The sequence below is a fragment of the Streptomyces sp. NPDC001093 genome, assembly GCF_040298985.1.
GTDB lineage: Bacteria > Actinomycetota > Actinomycetes > Streptomycetales > Streptomycetaceae > Streptomyces.
Genome location: NZ_JBEPBF010000038.1, coordinates 16,883 through 42,949, shown reverse-complemented (window position 1 = coordinate 42,949; position 26,067 = coordinate 16,883). Strand labels below are relative to the sequence as shown.

Below are 26,067 nucleotides of genomic sequence, written 5' to 3'. Positions count from 1 at the left end.
TCCCGTGCCCGAACCCGAATCCCGCAGCAACGAGCCCCACGCCGGTCACCACGCACGCGACGTCCATCCGCACTCCGCGACCCTTAGGCGGCTGGAGAAGTCCTCCGGGTCTCTCGCCGCGCAGGCCATCGCGAGGATGGACGAGACCCTGCCGTGGTATCGGGCCATGCCCCCGGAGAACCGTTCCTGGATCGGGCTCGTGGCCCAGGCGGGCATCGCGGCCTTCACCGAGTGGTTCCGGCACCCGGACGCCCCCCAGGCGATCTCGACCGATGTCTTCGGCACCGCGCCGCGCGAGCTGACCCGGGCCATCACGCTGCGGCAGACCGTGGAGATGGTGCGGACCACCATCGAGGTCATGGAGAGCGCGATCGACGAGGTCGCGGCCCCCGGGGACGAGAGCGTGCTGCGGGAGGCGCTGCTCGTGTACGCCCGGGAGATCGCCTTCGCCACCGCGCAGGTGTACGCGCAGGCCGCCGAGGCACGCGGTGCCTGGGACGCGCGGCTGGAGTCGCTGGTCGTCAACGCCGTGCTGAGCGGGGAGGCGGACGAAGGCGCCGTCAGCCGGGCCGCCGCGCTCGGCTGGAACTCGCCGGAACATGTGTGCGTCGTGCTCGGGACCGCGCCCGACGGAGACAGCGAGCTGACCGTCGAGGCCATCCGGCGGGCCGCCCGGCACGCCAAACTCCAGGTGCTCACCGGGGTTCTCGGGGACCGGCTCGTCGTCATCGCCGGGGGCAGCGACAACCCGCTCGCCGTCGCCAAGTCGCTGATCGGGCCCTTTGCCGCCGGGCCGGTGGTCGCGGGGCCCGTCGTACCCGATCTGCTGGCCGCCACGCGGTCCGCGCAGGCCGCCGCCGCGGGCCTGAAGGCGTGTTCCGCCTGGCAGGACGCGCCGCGACCGGTGCTCGCGGACGATCTGCTGCCGGAGCGCGCGATCGCGGGCGATCCGAGCGCCCGCGAGCAGTTGGTGGAGGAGATCTACAGACCTCTCGAAGAGGCCGGTTCGGCGCTGCTGGAGACTCTGAGCGTCTATCTGGAGCAGGCGAGCAGCCTGGAGGGCGCGGCCCGGATGCTCTTCGTTCACCCGAACACCGTGCGCTACCGGCTCCGACGTGTGACTGACGTCACCGGTTGGTCGCCATCGGATGTACGATCCGCGTTCACGTTGCGGATCGCGCTCATCCTGGGGCGTCTGGTCGACGGCGAGCTCCCGGCATAGGGTTTTGTCGGAGGCCCACAAAAGCCCTTCGTGTTCTTCGTCCCAGTCCTCACGGGCGGCTCCGGCCGTCCCCAAGAGAGAGTGTGAGAGTGCTCGTACTCGTCGCTCCCGGCCAGGGCGCCCAGACGCCCGGCTTCCTGACTCCCTGGCTCGAACTGCCCGGCGCCGCCGACCGCGTCGCCGCCTGGTCGGACGCCATCGGACTGGACCTGGCCCACTACGGCACCCAGGCCGACGCCGACGCCATCCGTGACACCGCGGTGGCCCAGCCGCTGCTGGTCGCCGCCGGCATCCTGTCCGCCGCGGCACTCGGTGACACTGCCCCGGACGCGGTCGCCGGTCACAGCGTGGGCGAGTTCACCGCCGCCGCCTTCGCGGGCGTCCTGGACGACACCGCCGCGCTCGGCCTGGTCCGCGAGCGGGGTCTGGCGATGGCCGACGCCGCCGCGATCACCGAGACCGGCATGTCGGCGCTGCTCGGCGGCGACCCCGAGACCTCCGTCGCGCACCTGGAGAAGCTGGGCCTGACCCCGGCGAACATCAACGGTGCGGGTCAGATCGTCGCCGCGGGCACGCTGGAGCAGCTCGCCGCGCTGGCCGAGGACAAGCCCGAGGGCGTCCGCAAGGTCGTCCCGCTGAAGGTCGCCGGCGCCTTCCACACGCGCCACATGGCTCCCGCCGTCGAGACGCTGGCCAAGGCCGCCGCGCGGCTGACGCCCGCCGACCCGAAGGTCGCCTACGTCTCCAACAAGGACGGGCGGGCCGTCGCGACCGGCGCCGAGGTGCTTCAGCGGCTGGTCGGCCAGGTCGCCAACCCCGTGCGCTGGGACCTGTGCATGGAGACCTTCAAGGAGCTGGGCGTCACCGCGCTCATCGAGGTGTGCCCGGGCGGCACCCTGACCGGACTGGCCAAGCGGGCGCTGCCCGGCGTCGTGACCCTGGCCCTGAAGACCCCCGACGACCTCGACGCGGCCCGCGCGCTCATCACCGAGCACGCCGGCGCCTAAGGAGCCGTACATGGCGAAGATCAAGCCCAGCAAGGGCGCCCCGTATGCGCGCATCCTCGGTGTCGGCGGCTACCGGCCGACCCGGGTGGTGCCCAACGAGGTGATCCTCGAGAGGATCGACTCCTCCGACGAGTGGATCCGCTCGCGCTCCGGCATCGAGACCCGGCACTGGGCCGGTCCCGAGGAGACCGTGGCCGCGATGTCGATCGAGGCGGCCGGCAAGGCCATCGCGGACGCCGGCATCGGCGCCGAGCAGATCGGTGCCGTGGTCGTCTCGACGGTCTCGCACTTCAGCCAGACCCCGGCCGTGGCCACCGAGATCGCCGACAAGCTGGGCACGGACAAGGCCGCCGCCTTCGACATCTCGGCCGGCTGTGCGGGCTTCGGCTACGGCCTGACCCTCGCCAAGGGCATGGTGGTGGAAGGTTCCGCCGAGTACGTGCTCGTCATCGGCGTGGAGCGGCTCAGCGACCTGACCGACCTGGAGGACCGGGCCACGGCCTTCCTGTTCGGCGACGGCGCCGGGGCGGTCGTCGTCGGTCCCTCGCAGGAGCCGGCCATCGGCCCGACCGTGTGGGGCTCCGAGGGCGACAAGGCCGAGACGATCAAGCAGACCGTGCCCTGGGACCGGTTCCGCATCGGCGACGTCTCCGAGCTGCCGCTCGACAGCGACGGCAACGTCAAGTTCCCCGCCATCACCCAGGAGGGCCAGGCGGTGTTCCGCTGGGCCGTGTTCGAGATGGCGAAGGTCGCCCAGCAGGCGCTGGACGCGGCCGGCATCAGCCCGGAAGAGCTGGACGTCTTCATCCCGCACCAGGCCAACGTGCGGATCATCGACTCGATGGTGAAGACCCTCAAACTGCCGGAGCACGTCACGGTCGCCCGTGACATCCGCACCACCGGCAACACCTCGGCCGCCTCGATTCCGCTCGCGATGGAGCGGCTTCTGGCGACCGGGGAGGCGAAGAGCGGCGACACCGCGCTCGTCATCGGATTCGGGGCGGGTCTCGTCTACGCCGCCACGGTCGTTACCCTCCCCTAGGCACTCCGTGCCGGATCGCGCGATCCGGCACGGGAGCAATTGCCACAAACCGTCTGGAACATCGAAGAAGGAGCGCCTGACATGGCCGCCACTCAGGAAGAGATCGTCGCCGGTCTCGCCGAGATCGTGAACGAGATCGCCGGGATCCCCACCGAGGACGTCCAGCTGGACAAGTCCTTCACCGACGACCTGGACGTCGACTCGCTGTCCATGGTCGAGGTCGTCGTCGCCGCCGAGGAGCGCTTCGACGTGAAGATCCCGGACGAGGACGTCAAGAACCTCAAGACCGTCGGCGACGCGACCGACTACATCCTCAAGCACCAGGCCTGAGCGACCCCTTAGGCCCGAGGCTGCAAGGCCCCGCCACCCGGCGGTGGCGCCGTAGAATCCCGCATCCGTTGGAGAAAGAATTCCCGTGAGCCCGACCAATCGCACCGTGGTCGTCACCGGTATCGGCGCAACCACACCGCTGGGTGGCGACGCAGCTTCGTTCTGGGAGGCCCTCGTCGCCGGCACGTCCGGTGTCAAGCCCCTGGAGCAGGAGTGGGCGGCCGAGCAGGCCGTCCGTATCGCGGCTCCCATCGCCGTGGAGCCGACCGAGGTCATCCCCCGGCCGCAGGCGCGCCGCCTGGACCGCTCGGCGCAGTTCGCGCTGATCGCCGCTCAGGAGGCCTGGAAGGACGCGGGCTTCACCGCCAAGGCCGGTGACGACGGCAGCGTCGACCCGGACCGGCTCGGTGCCGTCATCGCCTCCGGCATCGGCGGCGTGACCACGCTGCTCGACCAGTACGACGTGCTCAAGGAGAAGGGCGTCCGCCGCGTCTCCCCGCACACCGTCCCCATGCTGATGCCGAACAGCCCCTCGGCCAACGTGGGCCTGCTCGTGGGCGCCCGCGCGGGCGTGCACACGCCGGTCTCCGCGTGCGCGTCGGGCGCCGAGGCCATCGGCTACGCCATCGAGATGATCCGCACCGGCCGCGCCGACGTCGTCGTCGCCGGCGGTACGGAGGCGGCCATCCACCCGCTGCCGATCGCCGCGTTCGGCAACATGATGGCGATGTCCAAGAACAACGAGAACCCGCAGGGTGCCTCGCGCCCCTACGACGTCGACCGCGACGGCTTCGTCCTCGGCGAGGGCGCCGGCGTGATCGTCCTGGAGTCCGCCGAGCACGCGGCCGGGCGCGGCGCGCGAGTGTACGCGGAGGCGGTCGGGCAGGGCATCTCCGCCGACAGCCACGACATCGTGCAGCCGGAGCCGGAGGGCCGCGGCATCTCGCACGCGCTGCAGAACCTGCTGGACAACACGGACCTGGACCCGGCGGAGATCGTGCACGTCAACGCGCACGCCACGTCGACGCCGGCCGGTGACATCGCCGAGCTGAAGGCGCTGCGCAAGGTGTTCGGCGACGATGCCGACCACATGGCGGTGTCCGCGACCAAGTCGATGACCGGGCATCTGCTCGGTGGCGCCGGTGGTGTGGAGTCGGTCGCGACCGTGCTCGCGCTGTACCACCGGGTGGCGCCGCCGACGATCAACATCGAGAACATCGACCCCGAGGCCGAGGCCAACGCGGACGTCGTCCGCGGGGAGGCCCGCAAGCTGCCGGTCGAGGGCCGTGTCGCCGCGCTGAACGACTCGTTCGGCTTCGGCGGGCACAACGTGGTCCTGGCGTTCAGGACCGTCTGAGAACGTGAGTGAGGGCCCCTGCCGACCGGCGGGGGCCCTCACTCATGTCGTGATGCTGTGCCCGGATGCGTGGCCCGGATGTGTGGCCCGGATGCTCACACCACCTGGTGCAGCCACCGCACCGGCGCGCCCTCGCCGGCGTACCTGAACGGCTCCAGTTCGTCGTCCCACGGCTTGCCCAGGAGCTTGGCGATCTCCCCTTCCAGGTCGGTCTCTCCCCGCTGTGAGCGCGCCAGCGCCGCGCGCAGACGGTCCTCGGGGATGAGGATGTCGCCGTGGATGCCGGTGACGGCGTGGAAGATGCCGAGGTCGGGGGTGCAGCTGTAGCGCTCGCCCTCGGCGGTCGGGCAGGGCTCGGCGGTGACCTCGAAGCGGAGCAGGTGCCAGCCGCGCAGGGCCGAGGCCAGCTTGGAGGCCGTGCCCGCCTCGCCCTGCCAGGAGAACTCCGAGCGCCAGGTTCCGGGGGCCGCGGGCTGCCGGATCCAGTCGAGGTTGACGCGCGTGCCGAGCACCCCGGCGACGGCCCACTCGACGTGCGGGCACAGCGCGCGCGGCGCGGAGTGCACGTACAGAACTCCACGTGTCGTCACCGGGACCTCCGGGCAGAGCGGGACATCTTGCGGACTGGCTGGCGGCAGTGGCACGACGGCCGCGCTGATGGCGAGGCTACCCTGCGGCGGTGCAAGGAGTGTGACGTACCGTCGGTCCCGGCGTCAGGAAACCCCCGCCATTCACCCAGGGGGACGCTTGTACGGGGGTGCTCCGTTCCAGGGCACCGGCTCGGGAACCCTCACACGTTGTTATGGGAGGAAGCACAGACGACCACCCGGGGGCACCGGGTGCGAGGACGAGGGGATCAGCAGGGATGCGGAAGCCGGGCAGCCGTACGCGAGCCGCTCACGCCCTCGTGGCGGCCGCGGTGCTGGGCGTCGCCGGGTGCGGCGCCGGGGGTGGGGGTTCGCCCTCGGCGCAGGGCACCAAGGCGCGCGCCGCCAGACCCGCGCCGGTGTGGAACCGCAGCCCCGACTCGATCGCCGCGGTCGGCGACTCCATCACCCGCGGCTTCGACGCGTGCACGGTGCTGTCGGACTGCCCCGAGGTGTCCTGGGCGACCGGCAGCGACACGCAGGTGGACAGCCTGGCGGTGCGGCTGCTCGGGGCCTCGGGCGCGGCGGAGCGCAGCTGGAACTACGCGGTGACCGGCGCCCGCATGGCCGACCTGCCCGAGCAGATGGCACAGGCGGCGGCGCACGACCCGCAGTTGGTGACGGTCATGGTGGGCGCGAACGACGCCTGCCGGTCCTCGGCGCGGGCGATGACCTCGGTGGCCGTCTTCCGCGCGGACTTCGAGGAGGCGCTGCGCACGCTGCGCGCGGCGTCCCCGAGGACCCAGGTCTACGTGTCGAGCGTGCCGAACCTGAAGCGGCTGTGGTCCGAGGGCCGGGGCAATCCGCTGGGCAAGGAGGTGTGGAAGCTCGGCATCTGCCCGTCGATGCTGTCCGACGCGGACGATCTGACCAACGCGGCCATGCTCCGCCGGGACCGGGTGCAGCAGCGGGTGGTGGAGTACAACAAGGTGCTGAAGGAGGTCTGCGCCAGGGACAGCCGCTGCCGCTTCGACAACAACGCCGTGTACGACTACCGGTTCGGCACCGACCAGCTCAGCCACTGGGACTGGTTCCACCCCAGCAGGGACGGTCAGGCGCGGCTCGCGTCGATCGCGTACCGGACGATCACCGCGGCCAATCCGGTTGCCTAGGACACGCATCACCTACTGTTTTCCACATGAGCGAACTTTTCGGCACACTTTCCGACGGCACCGAGGTCCACCGCTGGACGCTGGAGCGCGCCGGAACACGGGTGGAGGTCCTGACGTACGGCGGGATCGTGCGGTCGGTCCAGGTGCCGGACCGGGAGGGCCGGACGGCGAACGTAGTGCTGGGCTTCACGGACCTCGACGGTTACCTCACCCACCCGGAGCCGCACTTCGGCGCCCTGATCGGCCGGTACGCCAACCGCATCGCGCACGCCCGCTTCCCGCTGGACGGCGTGGTGTACTCCCTGGAGCCGAACGACGCCCCGAACTCCCTGCACGGCGGCACGCGCGGCTTCGACAAGCGGGTGTGGGCCGCGGAGCCCGTCGAGGACGGGGTGCGGCTGAGCCGGGTGAGCCCGCACGGCGAGGAGGGCTTCCCGGGCCGCCTGGAGGTGTCGGCGACCTACACCCTGGACGCGGCCGGCGCGCTGCGGATCGCCTACGAGGCGGTCACGGACGCGCCGACCGTGATCAACCTCACCAACCACAGCTACTTCAACCTGGCCGGCTCGGGCGATGCCGGCGGGCACGAACTGCGGCTGGCCGCCTCCCGTTTCACCCCGGTCGACGCTGACCTGATCCCGACGGGCGCCCTTCAGGACGTCACCGGCTCCCGGTTCGACTTCCGCACCTCCCGCAAGGTCGGCTCCGGCTACGACCACAACTTCGTCCTGGACAAGGGCGCGACCGGCGCCCCCGAGGAGGTCGCCGAGCTGCACGACCCGGGCTCCGGGCGCACCCTGACCGTGGCGACGACCGAGCCGGGCCTCCAGCTGTACACCGCCGACCATCTGACGGAACCGTTCGCCCCGGGCGACGCCATCGCCCTGGAGACCCAGCACTTCCCGGACTCCCCGAACCGGCAGGAGTTTCCGAGCACGGTGCTCAGGCCGGGCGAGGTGTTCCGCTCGCAGACGGTGTACGGGTTCGGGGTCCGCTAGAGCGTCTCGCCCCGCATCCGTTTCGCCGACTTCCCGAGCAGGGACATCGCACCGCCGCAGATCAGCAGCGTCAGCCCCCCGCCCACGACCGGCCCGGCCGAGCCCCCCTTGATCCCTTCCCCGGTCACCGTCGTGGCCAGTACGAAGATGATCGAGTACAGGCTCCGGCCGACCTTGGCGCCGGCCGGGATCACCTGGAGCAACTGCGGGATGGTGGTCGCGGCTGCCACCGCCATCCCGAACGGCAGGGCCGCGCCCAGCGAAAGCGCTCCGAAGCCCAGTGAGTTGCCGTACGCACCCCAGCCGACGCCCTTGTAGAGCAGGTAGCCGGTCGCGGCGAGGGACAGCAGGACCAGCAGGCCGTTGAGGTAGGCGGCCTGTGTGGCGGCCTTGCGGGCGCCGGGCAGATGCGCGGCCGGGGAACGCCAGGCGTCCGCCGTGATGAGCCGCAGCTGCCGCTTGAGGGCCTGCATCTGCATCAGCGAGAAGACACCGAAGGCCAGCAGGCCCAGTCCGGCGAGCGCCGCGACGAACCCGAGGGGCTTTTCGGTGATGCCGTAGTGGACTCCGCCGAAGGTCAGGGGAATGCCGAGCACCATGCCGTAGGCCATGGGCTTGGACTTCGTCTGGATCCTCAGCACCAGATCACGCTGGGCCGGGGTGAGGTTCGGGTCCAGCCGCATCCTGCCCTCGCCGACGTGCTGGGCGGGCGGCTGCGGGGACTGCTGGGGCGGGTAGGGCTGTTGAGGCGGATACGGCTGCTGCGGGTACCCCTGTGGCGGATACGGCTGCTGCGGCGCGTAGGGCTGTTGCGGATACGGCTGCTGGTACTGCGGCGGCTGCCCGTACGGCCCCGTCGGCTGCTGCCGGCCGTACGGCCCCGCCTGCTGGCCTGGATACACGATGTCTCTCCCCCGTGCCCGGTGTCTTCCGGTGTTCGCGGGCCGGGAGTCTATACGTACCCGGAGGCGACGAGCCCCGGCCCAGGGGTCAGGTCCCGGGCCGGGGCTGCTCGTGGGGGACTTGTCCCGGATCAGACGTTAATCGGCGCGGTGAGCCTGCGGTCCGCGATCGAGCGTCCGGCGGCGATCTCGTACGAACCCTTCACATACGCCCACGCGTTCGCCGTCTCGTCCCAGCTCTCGAAGGCGCGGCGCGGCAGCGTGACCGTCACCTCGACGCTCTCGCCGGGACCGGCCTCGGCGGAGGCGAAGCCCGCGAGCCGGCGGGCCGGACGCCGGGGGTCCGGGCCGGCCGGGGAGACGTAGACCTGGACGACCTCGCGGCCGGGCCGCTCGCCGGTGTTGCGGAGGCGGATGCGCGCGGTGGTGCCGTCGACGTCCAGGGACTCGTAGGTCCAGTCGGTGTAGCCGAGGCCGTGGCCGAAGGGGTAGGACGGGGTGCGGCCGGCCTTCTCCCAGGCGCGGTAGCCGATGAACACGTCCTCCGTGTAGGCCAGTTCACCGCCGGTGGGCACGACCTGGGTGACCGGGGCGTCGGTGAGGGAGCCCCAGGTGGTGGGGAGCCGGCCGCCGGGCTCGTGGGCACCGGTGAGGACGTCGGCCAGGGCGGCGCCGCCCTCCTGGCCGGGGAACCAGCTGAGCAGGACGGCGGCGACCTCCTCGCGCCAGGGCAGTTCCACCGGGGAGCCGGAGTTGACGACCACGACCGTGCGAGGGTTGGCGGCGGCGACCGCGCGGACCAGGTCGTCCTGGCGGCCGGGGAGCCTCAGGTCGGTACGGTCGAAGCCCTCGGACTCGACGCGGTCGGTGGTGGCGACCATGACGACGGCCGTGTCGGCGTTCCGCGCCACGCGGGCGGCCTCGGCGATCAGCTCGTCGGCGTCGCGCTGCGGCTCGGCGTGGGCGAGCGCGAAGGTGACGACCTTCATCGGGATGTCGTCGGGGAGCTGGACGACGTACGTGAGGGAGACCTCGACCGGTTCGCCGGCGGTGAGTTCGGCCTGGGCGCGGGGTACGGGGGCGCCGAAGAAGGCCTCGAAGGGGTCGTCCTTGCCGGGGCGCTGGACGTCGTCGAAGTACGTGGTGCCGTCGACGGTGAGGGTGAAGGCGCCCATGCCCTTGACGCCGAAGGTGTGCGGGCCGGTCGCGCGCGGGGTGAAGGTACCGGTCAGCTCGACGGTGTGCAGGGTGTCGTGGGTGACGCCTTCGGGGAGGTCCGAACCCATCCACTGGATCAGGCCGTTCGGGGCCGACCGGGTGCCGATGACCTTGCCGTCGGTGTCGCGGCAGCGGGCCTCGAGGCTGAACCCCTGGTCGGCCACGGCGAGTTCGGTGGCCGGGTCGGCGCCGACGGCGTGGGCGAGGGTGCCCTCGGGGAGGGCTGCGGTGAGGCCGTCCAGCGGGGAGACGATCCGGGCCGGGAAGACGGTGGCGGAGCCGCCGCCGAGGACGCGGGCGTCGCGGGCGGCGGCACCGATCAGGGCCACCGTGCCGTGCGGCTTCAGGGGCAGGGCGGCGTTCTCGTTGCGGAGGAGGACGAAGGAGCGGCGGGCGATCTCGCGGGCCAGCGCCTCGCCGTCGACGGGGGCGGGCGGCTCGGGTACGACGGGTTCGGCACCGTCGAGGATGCCGACGCGGGCGGCGAGGCGCAGGACACGCCGTACGGCCGCGTCGACGGTGGCCTCGGCGACCTCGCCGTCCCGGACGGCCTGCGCGAGGGCGTCGCCGTAGACGGTGCGCGGCCCGGGCATGGCGACGTCCAGCCCGCCGTTGACGGCGCCGACCGTGTCCCGGGCGGCCATCCAGTCGGAGACGTTGAAGCCGTCGAAGCCCCATTCGCCGCGCAGGACTTCGTTGACCAGGTGGTGGTGCTCCGTCATCGTCGTGCCGTTGACCGTGTTGTAGGCGGTCATGACGCCCCAGGGACGGGCGTTCTCGACGATGGCCTCGAACGGGGCGAGGTACAGCTCGCGCAGGGCGCGCTCGGAGACCAGGTTGTTCACGGTGAAGCGGTCGGTCTCGGCGTCGTTGGCGACGAAGTGCTTGACGGTGGTGCCGACTCCGCCGGACTGGACGCCGGTGACATAGCCGGTGCCGATGACACCGGTCAGGTACGGGTCCTCGCTGTAGCACTCGAAGTGGCGGCCGCCGAGCGGGGAGCGGTGCAGGTTCACGGTCGGCGCGAGGAGCACGTGCACGCCCTTGCGGCGGGCCTCCTGGGCGAGCAGGACGCCTGCACGGCGGGCGAGTTCGGGGTCCCAGGTGGCGGCGAGCGCGGTCGGCGAGGGCAGGGCGACGGAGGGGTCGTCGGCGGTCCAGCGCACGCCCCGGACGCCGATCGGGCCGTCGGACATGACCAGGGACGCGAGCCCGATCTGCGGCAGGGCGGGCAGGGTCCACATGTCCTGGCCGGCCAGCAGCCGTGCCTTGGCGTCCAGGTCGAGCTTGCCGAGAGCGGCCTCGACGACCGCCTCGCGGGCCGTGTCGGCCGGGGTGGGCTGGGGTCCCGCCATGGCGGTGCCTCCTCGTTGACGTCCGTGTCCGTGCAGGTGCCTCCCATCGTGCATCCGTTACCTGTAGAGCGGTAGGTTTCGTTATCTTGCCGTTATTTTTGGGGAGTGCGGATGCCGTACGGTGTCGTCATGAACGCGAGGGTCAGGAGCGAGGAGCGGCGCGCGGAGATCGTCGGGGCGGCCCTGGAGGTGATCGCCGAGCGCGGTTACCGGGGGGCGAGCCTCGCCGCCGTGGCCGAGCGCGTCGGCCTCACCCAGCAGGGGCTGCTGCACTACTTCCCCACGAAGGACGCCCTGCTGGTGGCCGTGCTCCAGGAGCGGGACCGGTGGGACGCGCTGCCGGACACGCGGTGGCGGGTGGACCTGCTGGCCTCGCTGGTGGAGTACAACGCGATGCGGCCGGCGATCATCCAGACGTTCTCCGCGCTGCTCGGCGAGAGCGTGACGGAGGGACATCCGGCGCGTTCGTACTTCACCGAGCGGTACGCGCGGGTGCGGGAGTCCATGGCGACGGTGCTGCGCGCCGAGTACGGCGACCGCCTGCCGAACGGACTCACCCCCGAGCGCACCGCTCCGCTGCTCGTGGCGGTGATGGACGGGTTGCAGTACCAGTGGCTGCTGGATCCGGAGGCGGTGGACATGCCGGGGGCGTTCCGGGACTTCCTGGGGCTGCTGGGCGAGCCGGCGGACTGAGAGCGGTTCGTCTCACGAGGGTCGTACGGCCGCCACGACCTCCAAGCAGCGCGTCGATCGCCTCGAAGACGCCCCGGGTCCGCAGCCGCGTGCGGCCTCAACCGGCCTGACGGGTCGGCACCGTACCGTCGGCGTCGGTCGTGGAGTCGTCCTCCTCGCTCTCCTCCCCCAGCAGCTCCCGCGCGAGCAGTGTCGCGCCCGCGACCGCGCCCGGCATCAGGAACACCGCGACGAACGGGACCAGGAAGGCCACGCCCAGGGGCGTACCGAAGCCCCAGACCAACGTCTTGCGGGAGCGGAGCAGGGCGAGCCGGGCGCGCAGTTCGACGCCTCGGCGCTGGAGGGCGACGGCGGTGAGCTCCTCGGTGAGGAAGAAACCGGTGACGAAGAAGCCGAGCACGGGGACGGCGGTCTGCCCGACGAACGGCACGAAGCCGAGGGCGAAGAGCAACACGCCCCACAGCGCGGCCCGCACCAGGATCCGCACGCTGTCCCGGGCCGAGATCCACAGCTCGCGCCACAGCGGCAGCTCCGACCGCGGGGCGGTGCCGTCGGGAGAGACGTCGGCGTCGACCTTCTCCGACAGGTTCTCGTAGAAGGGCTGGCCGATCAGCAGCGCGACGGCGGTGAACGTCAGGACGGCCAGCAGCAGCCCGAGCGCGAAGAGGACGGCCGTGAGGAAGCCGCGGAACAGGCCCTGCCAAGGGCTGGACCAGTGGTCCGCGAACGGCGTCGCCCAGGTGACCGCGTCCTCGCCCCACACCGCGAGCGCGACCAGCGCCGCCACGTAGAGCACCAGGGCGATCAGCCCGGGCAGCAGCCCGAAGCCGTAACTCCTGCCGTGCCGGGCCACCCAGCGCTGGCCCTTCAGCAGATGACCGAACCCCACCCCGAGATCACGCATGGCGGGAACTCTACCGACTTTCAGCCGGCCAGCATCCGGCGCAGCAGGTCGCGCAGGGAGCGCCGCTCCTCCTCCGACAGCCCGGCCAGGGGCTCGCGTGCGAAGTGCAGCCCCTCGCGCAGGTCCCGGGCCACCCGCACGCCCTCCTCGGTGGCGGCGGCCACCTTGACCCGGCGGTCGTCCGGGTCGGGGCGGCGCTCGACCAGCCCCCGGGACTCCAGGCGGTCCACTATGCCCGTGACGTTCGACGGCTCGCACTTCAGCTTCTGCGCCAGCTTGCGCATGGGCAGCGGCTCCACGGAGAGCAGGCTGAGGAGCCGGGCCTGGGGGCCGGTCAGGGTGTGCTCGCCCGCTGCTTCCTCGTAGTCCGCGTAGAAGCGGGCCACGACGTCCCCGATGAGTTCGACGACCTCCATCGTGAGGGCGTCGGGGCGGTGGGTCTTCGGTGGTGTGGCCATGCCCAGCAGGATACCGTGTTACTTGACATCCTGAAATATTGAAGCGCATGGTTGTTTCAGGTTCTGAAGTAATCAGGCTCCGAAGCAAGGAAAGGCGCTGTCATGATCAACCGCGAGTGGCACCTGCTCAGCCGTCCCGTGGGCTGGCCGAAGCCGGAGGACTTCGCGCTCGTCGAGACCCCGGTGCCGACACCCGGCGAGGGCCAGGTGCTGGTGCGGAACAAGTACCTCTCCGTGGACCCGTACATGCGCGGCCGAATGAGTGCCGCGAAGTCGTACGCCGCCCCCTTCGAGCTGGGCAAGGTCATGCAGGGCGGCGCGGTCGGCGAGGTGATCGAGTCCAACGCCCAGGGCATCGCCGTCGGCGACCACGTCCTGCACTTCTTCGGCTGGCGCGAGTACGCGGCCATGGACGCCAAGAACGCCGTCAAGGTCGACCCCGGGGCGGCGCCCCTCTCGACGTACCTCGGCGTCCTCGGCATGACCGGCCTGACCGCCTACGCCGGCCTGCTGCGCACCGCCTCCTTCAAGGAGGGCGACATCGTCTTCGTGTCCGGCGCGGCAGGCGCCGTCGGCAGCCAGGTCGGCCAGCTCGCCAAGCTCATGGGCGCCTCGCGGGTCATCGGCTCGGCCGGTTCCGACGAGAAGGTCAAGCTGCTGGTCGAGGAGTACGGCTTCGACGCCGCGTTCAACTACAAGAACGGCCCCGTGAGCGAGCAGCTGCGCGAGGCCGCGCCGGACGGCATCGACGTGTATTTCGACAACGTCGGCGGCGACCACCTGGAGGCCGCGATCGGTTCGCTGAACCAGGGCGGCCGGATCGCCGTCTGCGGCATGATCTCGGTCTACAACAACACCGAGCCCGCGCCGGGACCGAGGAACCTCGCCCGGCTCATCCAGACCCGGGGCCGCATCGAGGGCTTCCTGGTCGGCGACCACTACGACCTGCAGCCCGAGTTCGTCCAGAAGGTCGGGCCGTGGGTCGCCTCGGGCGAGCTGAAGTACCGCGAGACGGTCGTCGAGGGCATCGAGAACAACCTGGAGGCGTTCCTCGGGGTCCTGCGCGGCGACAACGTCGGCAAGATGATCGTCAAGCTCTGAGGCCCGGGCAGGCCTTCCCCGTCGTTTCCGGCATGCGGTAACTTCTTTCCGAATTCCGTCGTCGATCGTGGGCGCGAGTCGCGGCGGACCGAGGAGGAGGACCACCGCATGCCCATCACGCAGTCCGACGTCCTGTACACCGCCGTCGCCACCGCCGAGAACGGCCGCGACGGCCGGGTCGCCACGGACGACGGCCGACTCGACGTCGTCGTCAACCCGCCCAAGGAGATGGGCGGCAACGGCGCCGGCACCAACCCGGAGCAGCTGTTCGCCGCGGGATACTCCGCCTGCTTCCAGGGCGCGCTGGGCGTTGTCGCCCGGGCCGAGGGGGCCGATGTCTCCGGGGCGACCGTCACCGCGAAGGTCGGAATCGGCAAGAACGACGACGGGTTCGGGATCATCGTGGAGATCTCGGCGAACATTCCCCACGTTTCCGCCGAGGCGGCCCGGGAGCTGGTCGAGAAGGCCCACCAGGTGTGCCCGTACTCGAAGGCGACGCGGGGGAACATCACCGTGACGCTGGCCTGAGCTACGTCGTTGCTCACAGCGGCAGCCGCACCCCTGGACGTGGGGTGCGGCTGCCGCGTTGATCGACGTCTGGGTTTCCCGTACCGGGGCGTTGTTAGGGTCGGGTGGTGTTCTCCCTCCGTGAGCCCGTCTTCTTCAGCCGCCTGCGCGAGGCGCGCCGGATCCTCGTCGCCGGTGCGGGCGGGGGCTTCGACGTCTACGCCGGCTTGCCCCTGGCCCTCGCGCTGCGGTCGGCCGGTGCCGAGGTCCACCTGGCCAGCCTGTCTTTTTCCGAGCTGTACGGCCTGGACCTGGACTCCTGGGTCGCGGAAGACGTCGCCGCCGTCCGCCCGGACACCCCACTGCGTGGCGACTACTTCCCCGAGCGCTCCCTCGCCCGCTGGCTCCACTCGCGGCAACTGCCCGACACCGTGTACGCCTTCCCCCTCACGGGTGTCCAGCCGCTGCGCGCCGCCTACCGGGCCCTGCTGGATCACTTGGGCGGCGTGGACGCTGTCGTACTGGTGGACGGCGGGACCGACATCCTCATGCGCGGGGACGAGCACGGGCTCGGCACTCCGGAGGAGGACATGGCCAGCCTGGCAGCCGTCGCCGGCCTGGACGAGGTCCCGCACCGGCTCGTGGCCTGCGTGGGCTTCGGCGTGGACGCCTACCACGGCGTCAACCACTCACTGGCGCTGGAGAACCTGGCCGCTCTGGACCGCGCCGACGGGTATCTGGGCGCGTTCTCGCTGCCTCGCGAGAGCGTTGAGGGTGCCGCCTATCTCGACGCGGTGGCCGATGCCCAGCGCAGCCATGCGAGTCATCCGAGCATCGTCCACGGGTCCGTCGCCGCCGCCGTGCGAGGGGAGTTCGGCGACGTACGGTTCACCGAGCGTACCCGTGGCAGCGAGCTGTTCGTCAACCCGCTGATGGCACTGTACTTCTGTGTCGACCTGCCCGCCCTGGCGCGCGCGAACCTCTACCTCGACCGGCTGGAGGACACGGTTCTGATGCGCCAGATCAGCTCCGCCATCTCCGGTTTCCGCGAGAAGCTGCCCCGGCAGCGGCAACCCCGGGCCTTCCCGCACTGAGCCCGGCTTGGGTCAGTGGCATTACTTGACCTCTTCGCCGACCTGGACCAGTTCTGGACGCTCTACGGCGGTACGCCGGGATGCACCGTGACTACGTTCAGTCGCGCGCCAGTGCCGCCCGGCGCGCGGCGGCCGTCAGTCTGCTGTTCTCCGGTGCCGCTCCGCCCGGAAACGCCATCCGGCGACGCGTATAGCCGTACGCCAGACCACTGCGCGGATCGGCGAAGGCCTGGCTGCCGCCCGCACCGCTGTGGCCGAAGGCGCCGGCGCCCAGGACCGGGTGCCACATGTCGGCGGTGGCCTGGAAGCCGAGGCCGTACGACTTGTGGGCGCGGGCCACCAGGTCGTAGCCCACGGAGTGGATCTGGCCGACCTCGGCGACCGTGTCCGGCTTCAGCAGCGGTGGCCGGTCGTCCAGCTCGCTGATCGCCGCCGCGTACATCTTGGCGAGTCCCCGCGCGGAGGCGACGCCTCCCGCCGACGCCGGTCCCTTGGCCCGTACCAGACGGGAGTTGGCGTAGTCCGCCGGTGTGCCCGGCTCCGGGACGTGCGTGTTGAAGGCGATCGAGGTCAAGGTGTGCGGGCCGGTCGGCTGGGCGTCCAGCAGGGCCTGCTGCTCGGGGGTCGGGAGCATCGGCTGCACCGGGCGGAAGCGGGGTTCCCCGGATTCGGGCAGGCCCAGGAAGAAGTCGATGCCGTACGGCGCGCGCACCCGCTCCTCGTACACCTCCTGAAGGGTGCGGCCCGTGGCCCGGCGGACCACCTCGCCGGTGAGCGCGCCGATCACGAGCGCGTGGTAGCCGAACGCCGTGCCCGGTCGCCAGAACGGCTTCTGGTCGGCGAGCCGTTCGGCCATCGCCCGGTCGTCGGCCATCTCCTCGGCGGAGAACCCGGCGTCGATCCCGACCAGCCCCGCGCGGTGCGCCAGCAGGTCCCTCAGGGTCACCGCGCCCTTGCCCTCGGCGCCGAACTCCGGCCAGTAGTAGGTCACTTTGCGGTCCAGCTCCAGCGTGCCGTCCTGCACCAGGAGCGCGACCACCAGGTGTGCGGCGCCCTTGGTGGACGAGAACACGCCGTACAGCGAGTCCGCCTCCGCGCCCGCCCACAGGTCGACGACCTGCCGCCCGTGCACGTAGGCGCACAACTGGCCCTCGTAGTCGTCGCGTTCCCCGGCGACGAAGGCGGCGAACTCCTCGCGCACCGCCTCGAAGCCCTCGGCGACCGTGCCGTGGACGGTGATCTGCTGCGTCATCCGCTCTCCTCAACTGAGCCGCTGCTCGCTGCTCCCCCTCTACAACGCCCGTTCCCGCTCCGGGCGTTCCCGAGACCGGTACGGCGCGATGTACCCGTTCGACTCAACCGACGCGAACCCCCATGGGTGTCACAGCTGCCCCGGATGGCGGATGGCGCGGGGGTGGCGCGCGGACGCCCAGGTCCGGCCGAGCATGGCCCGGTTCGACGCCGCCCCGCACGGCGGACGCAGCGCGCGGATGCGCAGGGCTCAGGCAGACCGCCGCGGAAAGGGCCGCGGAAGTCGGCGGGCGGGCGCAAAGGGCGGAGATGGTGCCGCCGCTCCCCGCGACGCACCGGCCGGAGTCGGCCGCGCCGACCGCCCATGGCCGGGGCGACGCCGTCCCGCAGGGCGGACGCGCAGGGCTCAGGCGCGCCGGTACGGACAAGGCCGCGGGGGGTCTGCGGTCGGGGTCAGCTGCACCACCACAGGAAGCGGGTGCAGGTCTTGGTCGGGGAGGGTGTCGGGGAGGGGGGTGAGCTCGTCGGGGCGCTGGTGGGGGTGGAGGTGGGCCGGGAGGTGGCGGTGGGCGCCGGGGCCGCGTGGGTGGCGCCGGAGCCCGTCGCGGCGGTCTGCGTCGCCTTGTCGGTGTTCTTGGCGTCGGGCGACTTGGAGTGCTTGTCCTTCGGGGACTTGGAGGCGGACGCGGAGGCGTCCGGGGAGGCCGAGCCGGGAGCCGCGCCGGAGGTGTCGGAGGCCGTGGCGCCGGGGGACGCGGAGGAGGTGCCGCCGTCGGCCGCGGTGTTCGCGGCGGAGTCCGGCTGTCCGCTGGAGAAGGGCGAGAACGGCGCGTCCGTGCCGAGTTCGGCGAGGCCGAGGCTGCCCGCGGCCAGCACGAACCCCGCGGTGATCAGCACGGTACGGCGGCGTCGGCGCCGGTGCGCGGCGGCCTTGCGGTCGCGGCGGCTGGCGTCGGCCTCGGCGGGGCCCACGGCGGTGCCGCCGCGCGTCCGGCGCCGCGCGGCCCTGCCACCGGGTTCCGACTCGGGGTCGGGCTCAGGTTCGCTGTCGGCTGCGGCCTCCGCCTCGGTGGCGGGCTCGGACTCGGTCCCGGGGACCCAGTTCTCGTGCTGCTCCCGTTCCTCCGCCCACGCCGCCTGTTCCGGGCCGGCCGGCTCGTACTGATGGGGGACGCGGTACTCCGGGGACCCGTACTGCTGGGAGTACTGCTGAGAGTCGTACTGAGGGGACCCGTACGGCTGGGGAACGCCGTACCCCTGCGTCTCACCCGTGCCCGCGCGCGCGTACGCGGCCGGCGCTTCTGCGACGGCGCGTGCCGGAGTTCCGCACCCGGGGCAGGCCAGGGCGCCGTTGAGGTGCCGTTGGCACGGGTGGCAGTAGTCCATGACGCCGGAAGACTAGATTCCCCATCGGTCACGTTCCTAGGTGCCGCTGTGAAGGTTTCGTAGAAAGCGAAAGAATTCTCGAAAGGCTTGCCGAAACCGTTACCTGTTCGACCCATTGACACCCCTACCGCCTCGTCCTTACTGTCACGCCAGCATTTCGAACGTGTGACGAAATCTCGAACAGCTGAGGGGCAACTGCCGTGCGCATCACCGGAATCAGCACACACGTGGTCGGCACGCCGTGGCGCAACCTGACCTACGTCCAGGTGCACACCGACGAGGGGATCACGGGAGTCGGCGAGACCCGGATGCTCGGTCACACCGACGCGCTGATCGGCTATCTGCGGGAGGCCCAGGCCAATCACATTCTCGGCTCGGATCCGTTCGCGGTCGAGGACCTCGTCCGCCGGATGAAGTACGGCGACTACGGCCGTGCGGGTGAGATCGTCATGTCCGGCATCGCGGTCGTCGAGATGGCCTGCTGGGACATCAAGGGCAAGGCGCTGGGCGTGCCGGTGTGGCAGCTGCTCGGCGGCAAGGTGACGGACCGGGTCAAGGCGTACGCCAACGGGTGGTACACGACCGAGCGAACGCCGGAGGCCTACCACAAGGCCGCGCAGCAGGTCATGGAGCGCGGTTACCGGGCGCTGAAGATCGACCCGTTCGGCACCGGGCACTTCGAGCTGGACCACCAGGAGAGCCTGTACGCCGTCTCCCTCATCGAGGCCGTACGGGACGCGATCGGCCCGGACGCCGAGCTGATGCTGGAGATGCACGGCCGCTTCTCCCCCGCCACCGCCGTCCGGCTGGCCAAGGAGCTGGCGCCCTATCGGCCGGCCTGGCTGGAGGAGCCGGTGCCGCCGGAGAACCTGAAGGCGCTGGAGAAGGTCGCGGCCAAGGTGGACATCCCGGTCGCCACCGGTGAGCGGATCCACGACCGGATCGAGTTCCGCGAGCTGTTCGACAGCCAGGCCGTGGACATCATCCAGCCCGACGTCGGTCACATCGGCGGCATCTGGGAGACCCGCAAGCTCGCCGCGACCGCCGAGACGCACTACATGCTGGTCGCGCCGCACAACGTCGGCGGGCCGGTGCTCACCGCCGCCTCCCTCCAGGTCGGCTTCACCTCCCCGAACTTCAAGATCCTTGAGCACTTCAACGACTTCGCGGACGCGGAGATCAAGAAGGTGGTCAAGGGGGCGCCGCAGGTGGTGGACGGCTACTTCCACCTGTCCGACGCGCCCGGTCTCGGCGTCGAGCTGGACGTGGACGCGGCCGCCGAGTTCCCGCAGCAGCAGGCCCGGTTCGACCTGTGGGCCGAGGGCTGGGAGCAGCGCAGGCCGAAGGGGACCAAGTGAGCACCGCCGTCGTCGTCGAGGCCCCGGGCCGGCACCGGCTCGTGCCGCACACGCCGCGCGAACCCGGTCCCGGCGAGGCGCTGGTGACCGTGCACGCGGTCGGCATCTGCGGCAGCGACCGCGAGGTGTACCAGGGCAACCGGCCCGAGGGGTACGTCCGTTACCCGCTCACCCCCGGCCACGAGTGGTCGGGGACGGTGTCGGAGGTGGGCGCCGGGGTGCCGGCGGGGCTCGTAGGCCGCAAGGTGGTCGGCGAGGGATTCCGCAACTGCCAGGTGTGCGACCGCTGCCACGCGGGCGAGACCACCCTGTGCACCGACGGCTACGAGGAGACCGGGTTCACCCAGCCGGGCGCCATGGCCGCCACGCTGACCCTCCCGGCCCGGCTGCTGCACGTCCTGCCGGACGACGCCGACCTCACCGCCGCCGCCCTGCTGGAGCCGGCCGCCTGCGTCGCGGCCGCCGCGCTGAAGGCCCGCGCCCTGCCTGGCGAGCGGGTCGCGGTGGTCGGCACGGGCACGCTCGGGATGTTCGCCGTGCAGTTCCTGAAGGCCGTCTCGCCGGCGGAGCTGCTCGTCGTGGGGACCAGGAACGACCGGGAGGCGCTCTCCCGGCAGTTCGGGGCGAGCGACTTCCGGCTGAAGGACCAGGAGCTTCCGGACGACTTCGACGTCGTCGTCGAGACCGCCGGGTCCGCCTCCGCCGCGCGGACCGCCGCTTCGCTGCTCCGGCGCGGCGGACGGCTGGTCCTGACCGGGATCCCGGCGCCGGGCGCGGACGGGCTCGACCCGACCGATCTCGTCGTACGGCAGCTGGAGGTGCACACCGTCTTCGGGGCGCCGCCGGACGCCTGGGCGCACACCGTGCGGGTGTTCGGCGCCGGACTGCTCCACCCGCTGCCGCTGGTCACGCACGAGCTGCCGCTGATCGAGTTCCCGCAGGCCATCGAGCTGGTCGGGGCGGGTGATCCGAAGGTGGGCAAGGTGCTGCTCCGTCCCTGAAGACGTACGCCGGTCAGGGCGTGACCTGACGGCGCCCTGACCGGCGTACCACCACGCCCGCTCTTTTCGCAGCACCCCCGGGGCCGTAGTTCGCTCCGAGCCGCGAACCTCGTCCGATATCTCGAACGTCTCGACACGAAGGACAGCTTGTGACGACCGACGCTTCCGCCACGGCGGCCCGCCGACCCGGTGAGCAGGCGCTCACCGCCCTCGGCCTGAGTGCGCCCGCCCTCGACCCCGCCGACGCCTCCGCCCACACCTTCCCGGGCGGCGGCCGCTGGCGCACCGAGATCCCCTCGTGCGAGGGTCCCGAAGCGCTGGCGGTCGTCCTGAAGGAGGCCTCACGCCTCGATGTGCCGATCCACCGGATCAGCCAGGGCAGCGGCGTGTGGATGCTCACCGACGCCGAGATCACCGAGATGGTCGAGGCCACCGCCGCACGCGACATCGAACTCTGCCTGTTCACCGGCCCGCGCGGCACCTGGGACATCGGCGGCTCGGTGCGCTCCGACTCGCGGGGGGCCGGACTGCGCGCACGAGGCCACGACGCGATCGCCGGGTGCGTCGAAGACGCCGTACGGGCCACGGAGTTGGGCGTCAGGTGCCTGCTGGTCGCCGACGAGGGCGTGCTGTGGACCCTGCACCGCGCCCGCGAGGCCGGGATCATCCCGGCCGGCACCACGCTGAAGGTCTCGGCGCTCATCGGCCCCGTCAACCCGGCCTCGTACGCCGTCTTCGAGCGGCTCGGCGCCGACTCGGTCAACGTGCCCAGCGATCTGACGCTGGATCACCTCACCGAGATCCGGCGGGTGTCCGCCGCTCCCATGGACATGTACATCGAGGCCCCCGACGACCTCGGCGGCTACGTGCGGATGTACGAGGTCGCCGAGCTGATCCGGCGCGGCGCCCCGCTCTACCTGAAGTTCGGCCTGTCCAAGGCACCCGGCATCTACCCGTGGGGCACCCACCTCAGGGACGTGACCCTGGACACCGCCCGGGAGCGGGTGCGGCGCGGCCGCCTCGCCCTGGACCTGCTCGCCCGGCACGGCGCGGACGGCGACATGGCGCCGCTCGGCTCGCGACTGCCCGGACCGCTCAACCGCTTCCCCATCACCGTGTGACCCCTCAACGACGAGACGACCGAGAAGACCAAGGACGGATCACCATGCGCAACCGCAGAGCCGCACTCGCCGCGATATCCGGAGCAGCCTCGCTCGCCCTCACCCTGACCGCCTGCGGGCAGAGCAGCTCGGGCGGCAGCAAGGAGAAGACCGGTGACGTCAAGGGCGCCACCATCGGCATCGCCATGCCGACGAAATCCTCCGAGCGGTGGATCAACGACGGCAACAACGTCGTGAAGAACCTGCAGTCCATGGGCTACAAGACCAAGCTGGTCTACGGCGAGGACGACCCGAGCACCCAGGTCTCGCAGATCGAGAACATGATCACACAGGGCGTCAAGGGCCTGATCGTCGCGGCGATCGACAACAAGTCGCTGAACAACGTGCTCCAGGAGGCGCACCAGGCGAACATCCCGGTGATCGCCTACGACCGGTTGATCCTCGGCACCCCGAACGTCGACTACTACGCCTCCTTCGACAACGAGAAGGTCGGCGTCCTCCAGGCCACCTACATCGTGCACAAGCTCGGCCTGGACGCCGGCAAGAAGGGCCCGTTCGACATCGAGCTGTTCGCGGGCTCGAACGACGACAACAACACCAAGTACTTCTTCAACGGCGCCATGAGCGTGCTCAAGCCGTACATGGACAAGAAGCAGCTGGTGGTCAAGTCCGGGCAGACCCAGCTCAACCAGGTCACGACGCTGCGCTGGGACGGCACCACCGCGCAGAAGCGCATGGAGGACATCCTCACCTCGTCCTACAAGAGCGGCCGGGTCGACGCGGTGCTCTCGCCGTACGACGGCATCTCCATCGGCATCCTGTCCGCGCTCAAGTCGGACGGCTACGGCTCCGGCAGCAACCCGCTGCCGGTCATCACCGGCCAGGACGCCGAGCTCGCCTCGGTCAAGTCGATCATCGCCGGGCAGCAGACACAGACCGTCTACAAGGACACCCGGCAGCTCGCCAAGGTCGCCTCGACCATGGTGGACGACGCCCTGAAGGGCAAGAAGCCGCAGGTCAACGACACCAAGACATACAACAACGGCAGCAAGGTCGTGCCCGCCTACCTGCTCCAGCCGGTCAGCGTCGACAAGACCAATTACAAGCAGGTGCTGGTGGACGGCGGCTACTACACCGAGTCCGAGCTCAAGTAAGCGCCCGCCCCCTACGGATTGGAAGGCACGACCATGGCGGGACCCGTCCTGGAAATGCGCTCGATCGTCAAGACCTTTCCCGGTGTCAAAGCGCTGTCGGACGTCACCCTGACCGTCCGGCAGGGCGAGGTCCACGCCATCTGCGGGGAGAACGGCGCCGGCAAGTCGACCCTGATGAAGGTGCTCTCCGGCGTCCATCCGCACGGCACCTACGAGGGCGAGATCCTCTTCGAGGGGGAGCTCTGCCGGTTCAGGGACATCCGGGCGAGCGAGCAGCACGGCATCGTCATCATCCACCAGGAGCTGGCGCTGGTGCCGTACCTCTCCATCGCGGAGAACATCTTCCTCGGCAACGAACACGCCACGCGCGGACTCATCAACTGGCGCGAGACGCTGCGCCACGCCACCGAACTGCTGCGCCGGGTCGGTCTCGACGAGCACCCGGAGACCCGCGTCGCCGACATCGGCGTGGGCAAGCAGCAGCTCGTGGAGATCGCCAAGGCGCTGTCGAAGGAGGTGAAGCTGCTCATCCTCGACGAGCCGACGGCGGCCCTGAACGACGAGGACAGCGGCAAACTCCTCGACCTGATCCTGGAGCTGAAGAACCAGGGCATCACCTCGATCATCATCTCCCACAAACTCAACGAGATCCGCCGGGTCGCCGACTCGGTGACGATCATCCGCGACGGGCGGTCCATCGAGACGCTCGACGTGAAGGCGGCGGAGACCACCGAGGACCGGATCATCAGCGGCATGGTGGGCCGCGACCTCGACCACCGCTTCCCCGAGCGCACCCCGCACCAGCCGGAGGAGGGTGCGGCCCCCGCGCTGGAGATCCGCAACTGGACCGTCCGCCACCCCATCGACCAGCAGCGCAAGGTCGTGGACGACGTCTCGCTCAGCGTCCGGCGGGGCGAGATCGTCGGCATCGCGGGCCTGATGGGCGCCGGCCGCACCGAACTCGCGATGAGCGTCTTCGGCCGCACCTACGGCCGGTACGCGGGCGGCACGGTCCTCAAGGACGGCACGGAGATCCGTACGAAGACCGTCGCGGAGGCGGTGGAGCACGGCATCGCGTACGTCACCGAGGACCGCAAGCACTACGGCCTCAACCTCATCGACACCATCAACCGCAACATCTCGCTTACCGCGCTGAAGAAGGTCGCCAAGCGGGGTGTGGTGGACGAGCAGGCGGAGCGGCAGGTCTCCGAGGGCTTCCGCACGTCCATGAACATCAAGGCACCGACGGTGTTCGAGCCGGTGGGCAAGCTGTCCGGCGGCAACCAGCAGAAGGTCGTCCTCAGCAAGTGGATCTTCGCGGGTCCGGACGTGCTGATCCTGGACGAGCCCACCCGCGGCATCGACGTGGGTGCCAAGTACGAGATCTACACGGTCATCGACCAACTGGCCGCCCAGGGCAAGGCGGTCGTCTTCATCTCCTCGGAGCTGCCGGAGCTGCTCGGCATGTGCGACCGCATCTACACGATGGCCGCGGGACGGCTGACCGGTGAGGTGCCGCGGGCCGAGGCCACGCAGGAAGTGCTGATGCGCCAGATGACGAAGGACAAAGAGGTAACCCGATGAGCACGGACGTCACCGACAAGACCCCGGCGGCCGCGCCGCCGGGCAAGGGCGGACCGGCCGCCGGCGAGGGCCTGTTGCGGCTGGTGCTCGGCGGCCTGCGCCGCAACATGCGCCAGTACGGCATGCTGATCGCGCTCGGTCTGATCGTCGTCCTCTTCCAGTTCTGGACCGGCGGCGACCTGCTGCTGCCGCGCAACGTCTCCAACCTGGTGCTGCAGAACAGCTACATCCTGATCCTCGCGATCGGCATGATGCTGGTGATCATCGCCGGGCACATCGACCTGTCGGTCGGCTCGATCACGGCGTTCGTGGGCGCCTTCGCGGCCGTACTGACGGTGCAGCACCATGTGGCGTGGCCCGTCGCCCTGGTGCTGTGCCTGCTGGTGGGCGCGGTGGCGGGCTCCGTACAGGGCTTCCTGATCGCGTATTTCGGCATACCGTCGTTCATCGTCACCCTCGCCGGGATGCTGCTCTTCCGCGGCCTGACGGAGATCCTCCTCAAGGGCCAGACCCTCGGCCCGTTCCCGAACGGCCTGCAGAAGATCGGCAACGGCTTCCTGCCCGAGGTCGGCCCGAACACCAACTACCACAACCTCACCCTGCTCCTCGGCATCGTCCTGATCGCCGCCGTGGTCTGGCAGGAGGTGCGCGACCGGCGCCGCCAGCAGGAGTTCTCCCTCGACGTGGTGCCCTTCAAGCTGTTCCTGCTCAAGCTCGTCGCGCTGGTCGCCGCGGTCCTCGCCCTCACCATGCTGCTCGCCAGCTACGACGGCGCGCCGATCATCCTGATCATCCTCGGTGTCCTGGTGGGCGGATACGGCTACGTCATGCGCAACTCGGTCTTCGGCCGGCACATCTACGCCATCGGCGGCAACCTGCCGGCGGCCAAGCTGTCCGGCGTGAAGGACAAGCGCATCACCTTCCAGGTGTTCCTGAACATGGGCGTGCTCGCGGCCCTGGCGGGTCTGGTGGTCGCCGCCCGTCTGAACGCGGCCTCGCCGAAGGCGGGCGACGGCTTCGAACTGGAGGCCATCGCCTCCTCGTTCATCGGCGGTGCCTCCATGAGCGGCGGTGTCGGCACCGTGCTCGGTGCCATCATCGGCGGTCTCGTCCTCGGCGTGCTGAACAACGGCATGAACCTCCTCAGCGTCGGCACCGACTGGCAGCAGGTCATCAAGGGCCTGGCCCTGTTGGCGGCGGTCGGCTTCGACGTGTGGAACAAGCGCAAGTCCGGTTCGTAAGTCAGATCGGGCCCCACCGGACAG

The 26,067-nt window shown here is 70.8% G+C and carries 24 protein-coding genes; 17 read left to right on the top strand and 7 right to left on the bottom strand.

Annotated features, from left to right (window positions below; translation table 11 throughout):
* Nucleotides 1-4 precede the first annotated feature (4 nt).
* The 5 genes from ABT288_RS20550 to ABT288_RS20530 all read left to right on the top strand — a co-directional run bounded on the left by ABT288_RS20550 (nucleotide 5) and on the right by ABT288_RS20530 (nucleotide 4,958).
* On the top strand, nucleotides 5-1,222 hold the full coding sequence (locus ABT288_RS20550; protein ID WP_351609586.1) for a PucR family transcriptional regulator: 1,218 nt from the start codon (nucleotides 5-7) through the stop codon (nucleotides 1,220-1,222).
* Nucleotides 1,223-1,311: 89 nt separating this feature from the next.
* A complete protein-coding gene (locus ABT288_RS20545; protein ID WP_351609583.1) occupies nucleotides 1,312-2,229 on the top strand; it encodes an ACP S-malonyltransferase in 918 nt (305 codons plus the stop codon).
* A gap of 10 nt (nucleotides 2,230-2,239) precedes the next feature.
* Nucleotides 2,240-3,271 carry a ketoacyl-ACP synthase III gene (locus ABT288_RS20540; protein ID WP_351609581.1) on the top strand — a complete coding sequence of 344 codons (1,032 nt, stop codon included), beginning with the start codon at nucleotides 2,240-2,242 and terminating at the stop codon, nucleotides 3,269-3,271.
* 81 nt (nucleotides 3,272-3,352) lie between these two features.
* Nucleotides 3,353-3,601: an acyl carrier protein gene (locus ABT288_RS20535; protein ID WP_018545314.1), complete on the top strand. Its 249-nt coding sequence runs from the start codon at nucleotides 3,353-3,355 to the stop codon at nucleotides 3,599-3,601.
* Between the two features lie 85 nt (nucleotides 3,602-3,686).
* Entirely contained in the window at nucleotides 3,687-4,958 is a 1,272-nt protein-coding gene (locus tag ABT288_RS20530) for a beta-ketoacyl-[acyl-carrier-protein] synthase family protein (protein ID WP_351609578.1), read from the top strand.
* A gap of 95 nt (nucleotides 4,959-5,053) precedes the next feature.
* On the opposite strand, the gene ABT288_RS20525 is transcribed toward ABT288_RS20530, so the two are convergent.
* Nucleotides 5,054-5,548, bottom strand: a complete 495-nt coding sequence (locus ABT288_RS20525) for a DUF3145 domain-containing protein (RefSeq protein ID WP_302001021.1) — start codon at nucleotides 5,546-5,548, stop codon at nucleotides 5,054-5,056.
* 275 nt (nucleotides 5,549-5,823) lie between these two features.
* On the opposite strand from ABT288_RS20525, the gene ABT288_RS20520 reads away from it, so the two are divergent.
* Entirely contained in the window at nucleotides 5,824-6,717 is an 894-nt protein-coding gene (locus tag ABT288_RS20520) for an SGNH/GDSL hydrolase family protein (RefSeq protein ID WP_351609575.1), read from the top strand.
* A 26-nt stretch (nucleotides 6,718-6,743) separates the two neighbouring features.
* Entirely contained in the window at nucleotides 6,744-7,715 is a 972-nt protein-coding gene (locus tag ABT288_RS20515) for an aldose epimerase family protein (protein ID WP_351609572.1), read from the top strand.
* Here the strand turns inward: ABT288_RS20515 and ABT288_RS20510 are convergent.
* Together ABT288_RS20510 and ABT288_RS20505 are read right to left on the bottom strand one after the other, a co-directional pair.
* A complete protein-coding gene (locus ABT288_RS20510) occupies nucleotides 7,712-8,617 on the bottom strand; it encodes a hypothetical protein (protein ID WP_351609570.1) in 906 nt (301 codons plus the stop codon). The two genes, ABT288_RS20515 and ABT288_RS20510, sit on opposite strands and share 4 nt — an antisense overlap.
* Before the next feature lie 131 nt (nucleotides 8,618-8,748).
* Complete coding sequence (locus ABT288_RS20505) at nucleotides 8,749-11,190, bottom strand: beta-glucosidase H (RefSeq protein WP_351609567.1); 2,442 nt, start codon at nucleotides 11,188-11,190, stop codon at nucleotides 8,749-8,751.
* Nucleotides 11,191-11,301: 111 nt separating this feature from the next.
* Here ABT288_RS20505 and ABT288_RS20500 point away from each other — a divergent pair, with 111 nt between their 5' ends.
* Nucleotides 11,302-11,883: a TetR/AcrR family transcriptional regulator gene (locus ABT288_RS20500; protein WP_351609565.1), complete on the top strand. Its 582-nt coding sequence runs from the start codon at nucleotides 11,302-11,304 to the stop codon at nucleotides 11,881-11,883.
* A 97-nt stretch (nucleotides 11,884-11,980) separates the two neighbouring features.
* Here the strand turns inward: ABT288_RS20500 and ABT288_RS20495 are convergent, their stop codons facing one another.
* Both ABT288_RS20495 and ABT288_RS20490 read right to left on the bottom strand, forming a co-directional pair.
* Nucleotides 11,981-12,787: an EI24 domain-containing protein gene (locus tag ABT288_RS20495; RefSeq protein WP_351609562.1), complete on the bottom strand. Its 807-nt coding sequence runs from the start codon at nucleotides 12,785-12,787 to the stop codon at nucleotides 11,981-11,983.
* Nucleotides 12,788-12,807: 20 nt separating this feature from the next.
* Complete coding sequence (locus ABT288_RS20490) at nucleotides 12,808-13,245, bottom strand: MarR family winged helix-turn-helix transcriptional regulator (protein WP_351609559.1); 438 nt, start codon at nucleotides 13,243-13,245, stop codon at nucleotides 12,808-12,810.
* A 102-nt stretch (nucleotides 13,246-13,347) separates the two neighbouring features.
* Between ABT288_RS20490 and ABT288_RS20485 the strand changes: the two genes are divergently transcribed.
* The 3 genes from ABT288_RS20485 (at nucleotide 13,348) to ABT288_RS20475 (ending at nucleotide 15,947) form a co-directional block, all read left to right on the top strand.
* On the top strand, nucleotides 13,348-14,346 hold the full coding sequence (locus ABT288_RS20485; RefSeq protein ID WP_351609556.1) for an NADP-dependent oxidoreductase: 999 nt from the start codon (nucleotides 13,348-13,350) through the stop codon (nucleotides 14,344-14,346).
* A 108-nt stretch (nucleotides 14,347-14,454) separates the two neighbouring features.
* Nucleotides 14,455-14,874 (top strand): organic hydroperoxide resistance protein, encoded by a 420-nt coding sequence (locus ABT288_RS20480; RefSeq protein ID WP_351609553.1) that lies wholly within the window; start codon nucleotides 14,455-14,457, stop codon nucleotides 14,872-14,874.
* A gap of 107 nt (nucleotides 14,875-14,981) precedes the next feature.
* A complete protein-coding gene (locus ABT288_RS20475; RefSeq protein ID WP_351609550.1) occupies nucleotides 14,982-15,947 on the top strand; it encodes a DUF1152 domain-containing protein in 966 nt (321 codons plus the stop codon).
* A gap of 97 nt (nucleotides 15,948-16,044) precedes the next feature.
* Here ABT288_RS20475 and ABT288_RS20470 read toward each other — a convergent pair whose 3' ends face one another.
* Complete coding sequence (locus ABT288_RS20470) at nucleotides 16,045-17,199, bottom strand: serine hydrolase domain-containing protein (protein ID WP_351609549.1); 1,155 nt, start codon at nucleotides 17,197-17,199, stop codon at nucleotides 16,045-16,047.
* Between the two features lie 452 nt (nucleotides 17,200-17,651).
* Nucleotides 17,652-18,584 carry an SCO2400 family protein gene (locus tag ABT288_RS20465; RefSeq protein WP_351609547.1) on the bottom strand — a complete coding sequence of 311 codons (933 nt, stop codon included), beginning with the start codon at nucleotides 18,582-18,584 and terminating at the stop codon, nucleotides 17,652-17,654.
* Between the two features lie 200 nt (nucleotides 18,585-18,784).
* Here ABT288_RS20465 and ABT288_RS20460 point away from each other — a divergent pair, with 200 nt between their 5' ends.
* The 6 genes from ABT288_RS20460 (at nucleotide 18,785) to mmsB (ending at nucleotide 26,043) form a co-directional block, all read left to right on the top strand.
* Nucleotides 18,785-19,942: a mandelate racemase/muconate lactonizing enzyme family protein gene (locus ABT288_RS20460; RefSeq protein ID WP_351609546.1), complete on the top strand. Its 1,158-nt coding sequence runs from the start codon at nucleotides 18,785-18,787 to the stop codon at nucleotides 19,940-19,942.
* Entirely contained in the window at nucleotides 19,939-20,943 is a 1,005-nt protein-coding gene (locus ABT288_RS20455) for a zinc-dependent alcohol dehydrogenase (RefSeq protein ID WP_351609543.1), read from the top strand. The genes ABT288_RS20460 and ABT288_RS20455 overlap by 4 nt, the downstream gene beginning before the upstream one ends.
* A 149-nt stretch (nucleotides 20,944-21,092) precedes the next feature.
* The gene (locus ABT288_RS20450; RefSeq protein ID WP_351609540.1) at nucleotides 21,093-22,064 is read left to right on the top strand and encodes a hypothetical protein; all 972 of its coding nucleotides are present in this window, start codon (nucleotides 21,093-21,095) and stop codon (nucleotides 22,062-22,064) included.
* 44 nt (nucleotides 22,065-22,108) lie between these two features.
* Nucleotides 22,109-23,218: a multiple monosaccharide ABC transporter substrate-binding protein gene (gene chvE / locus ABT288_RS20445; protein WP_351609537.1), complete on the top strand. Its 1,110-nt coding sequence runs from the start codon at nucleotides 22,109-22,111 to the stop codon at nucleotides 23,216-23,218.
* A gap of 33 nt (nucleotides 23,219-23,251) precedes the next feature.
* Nucleotides 23,252-24,802, top strand: coding sequence for a multiple monosaccharide ABC transporter ATP-binding protein (gene mmsA / locus ABT288_RS20440; protein ID WP_351609534.1), 1,551 nt, complete (start codon nucleotides 23,252-23,254; stop codon nucleotides 24,800-24,802).
* Complete coding sequence (mmsB, locus tag ABT288_RS20435) at nucleotides 24,799-26,043, top strand: multiple monosaccharide ABC transporter permease (RefSeq protein ID WP_228620177.1); 1,245 nt, start codon at nucleotides 24,799-24,801, stop codon at nucleotides 26,041-26,043. Before mmsA ends, mmsB begins: the two co-directional genes overlap by 4 nt.
* Nucleotides 26,044-26,067 lie beyond the last annotated feature (24 nt).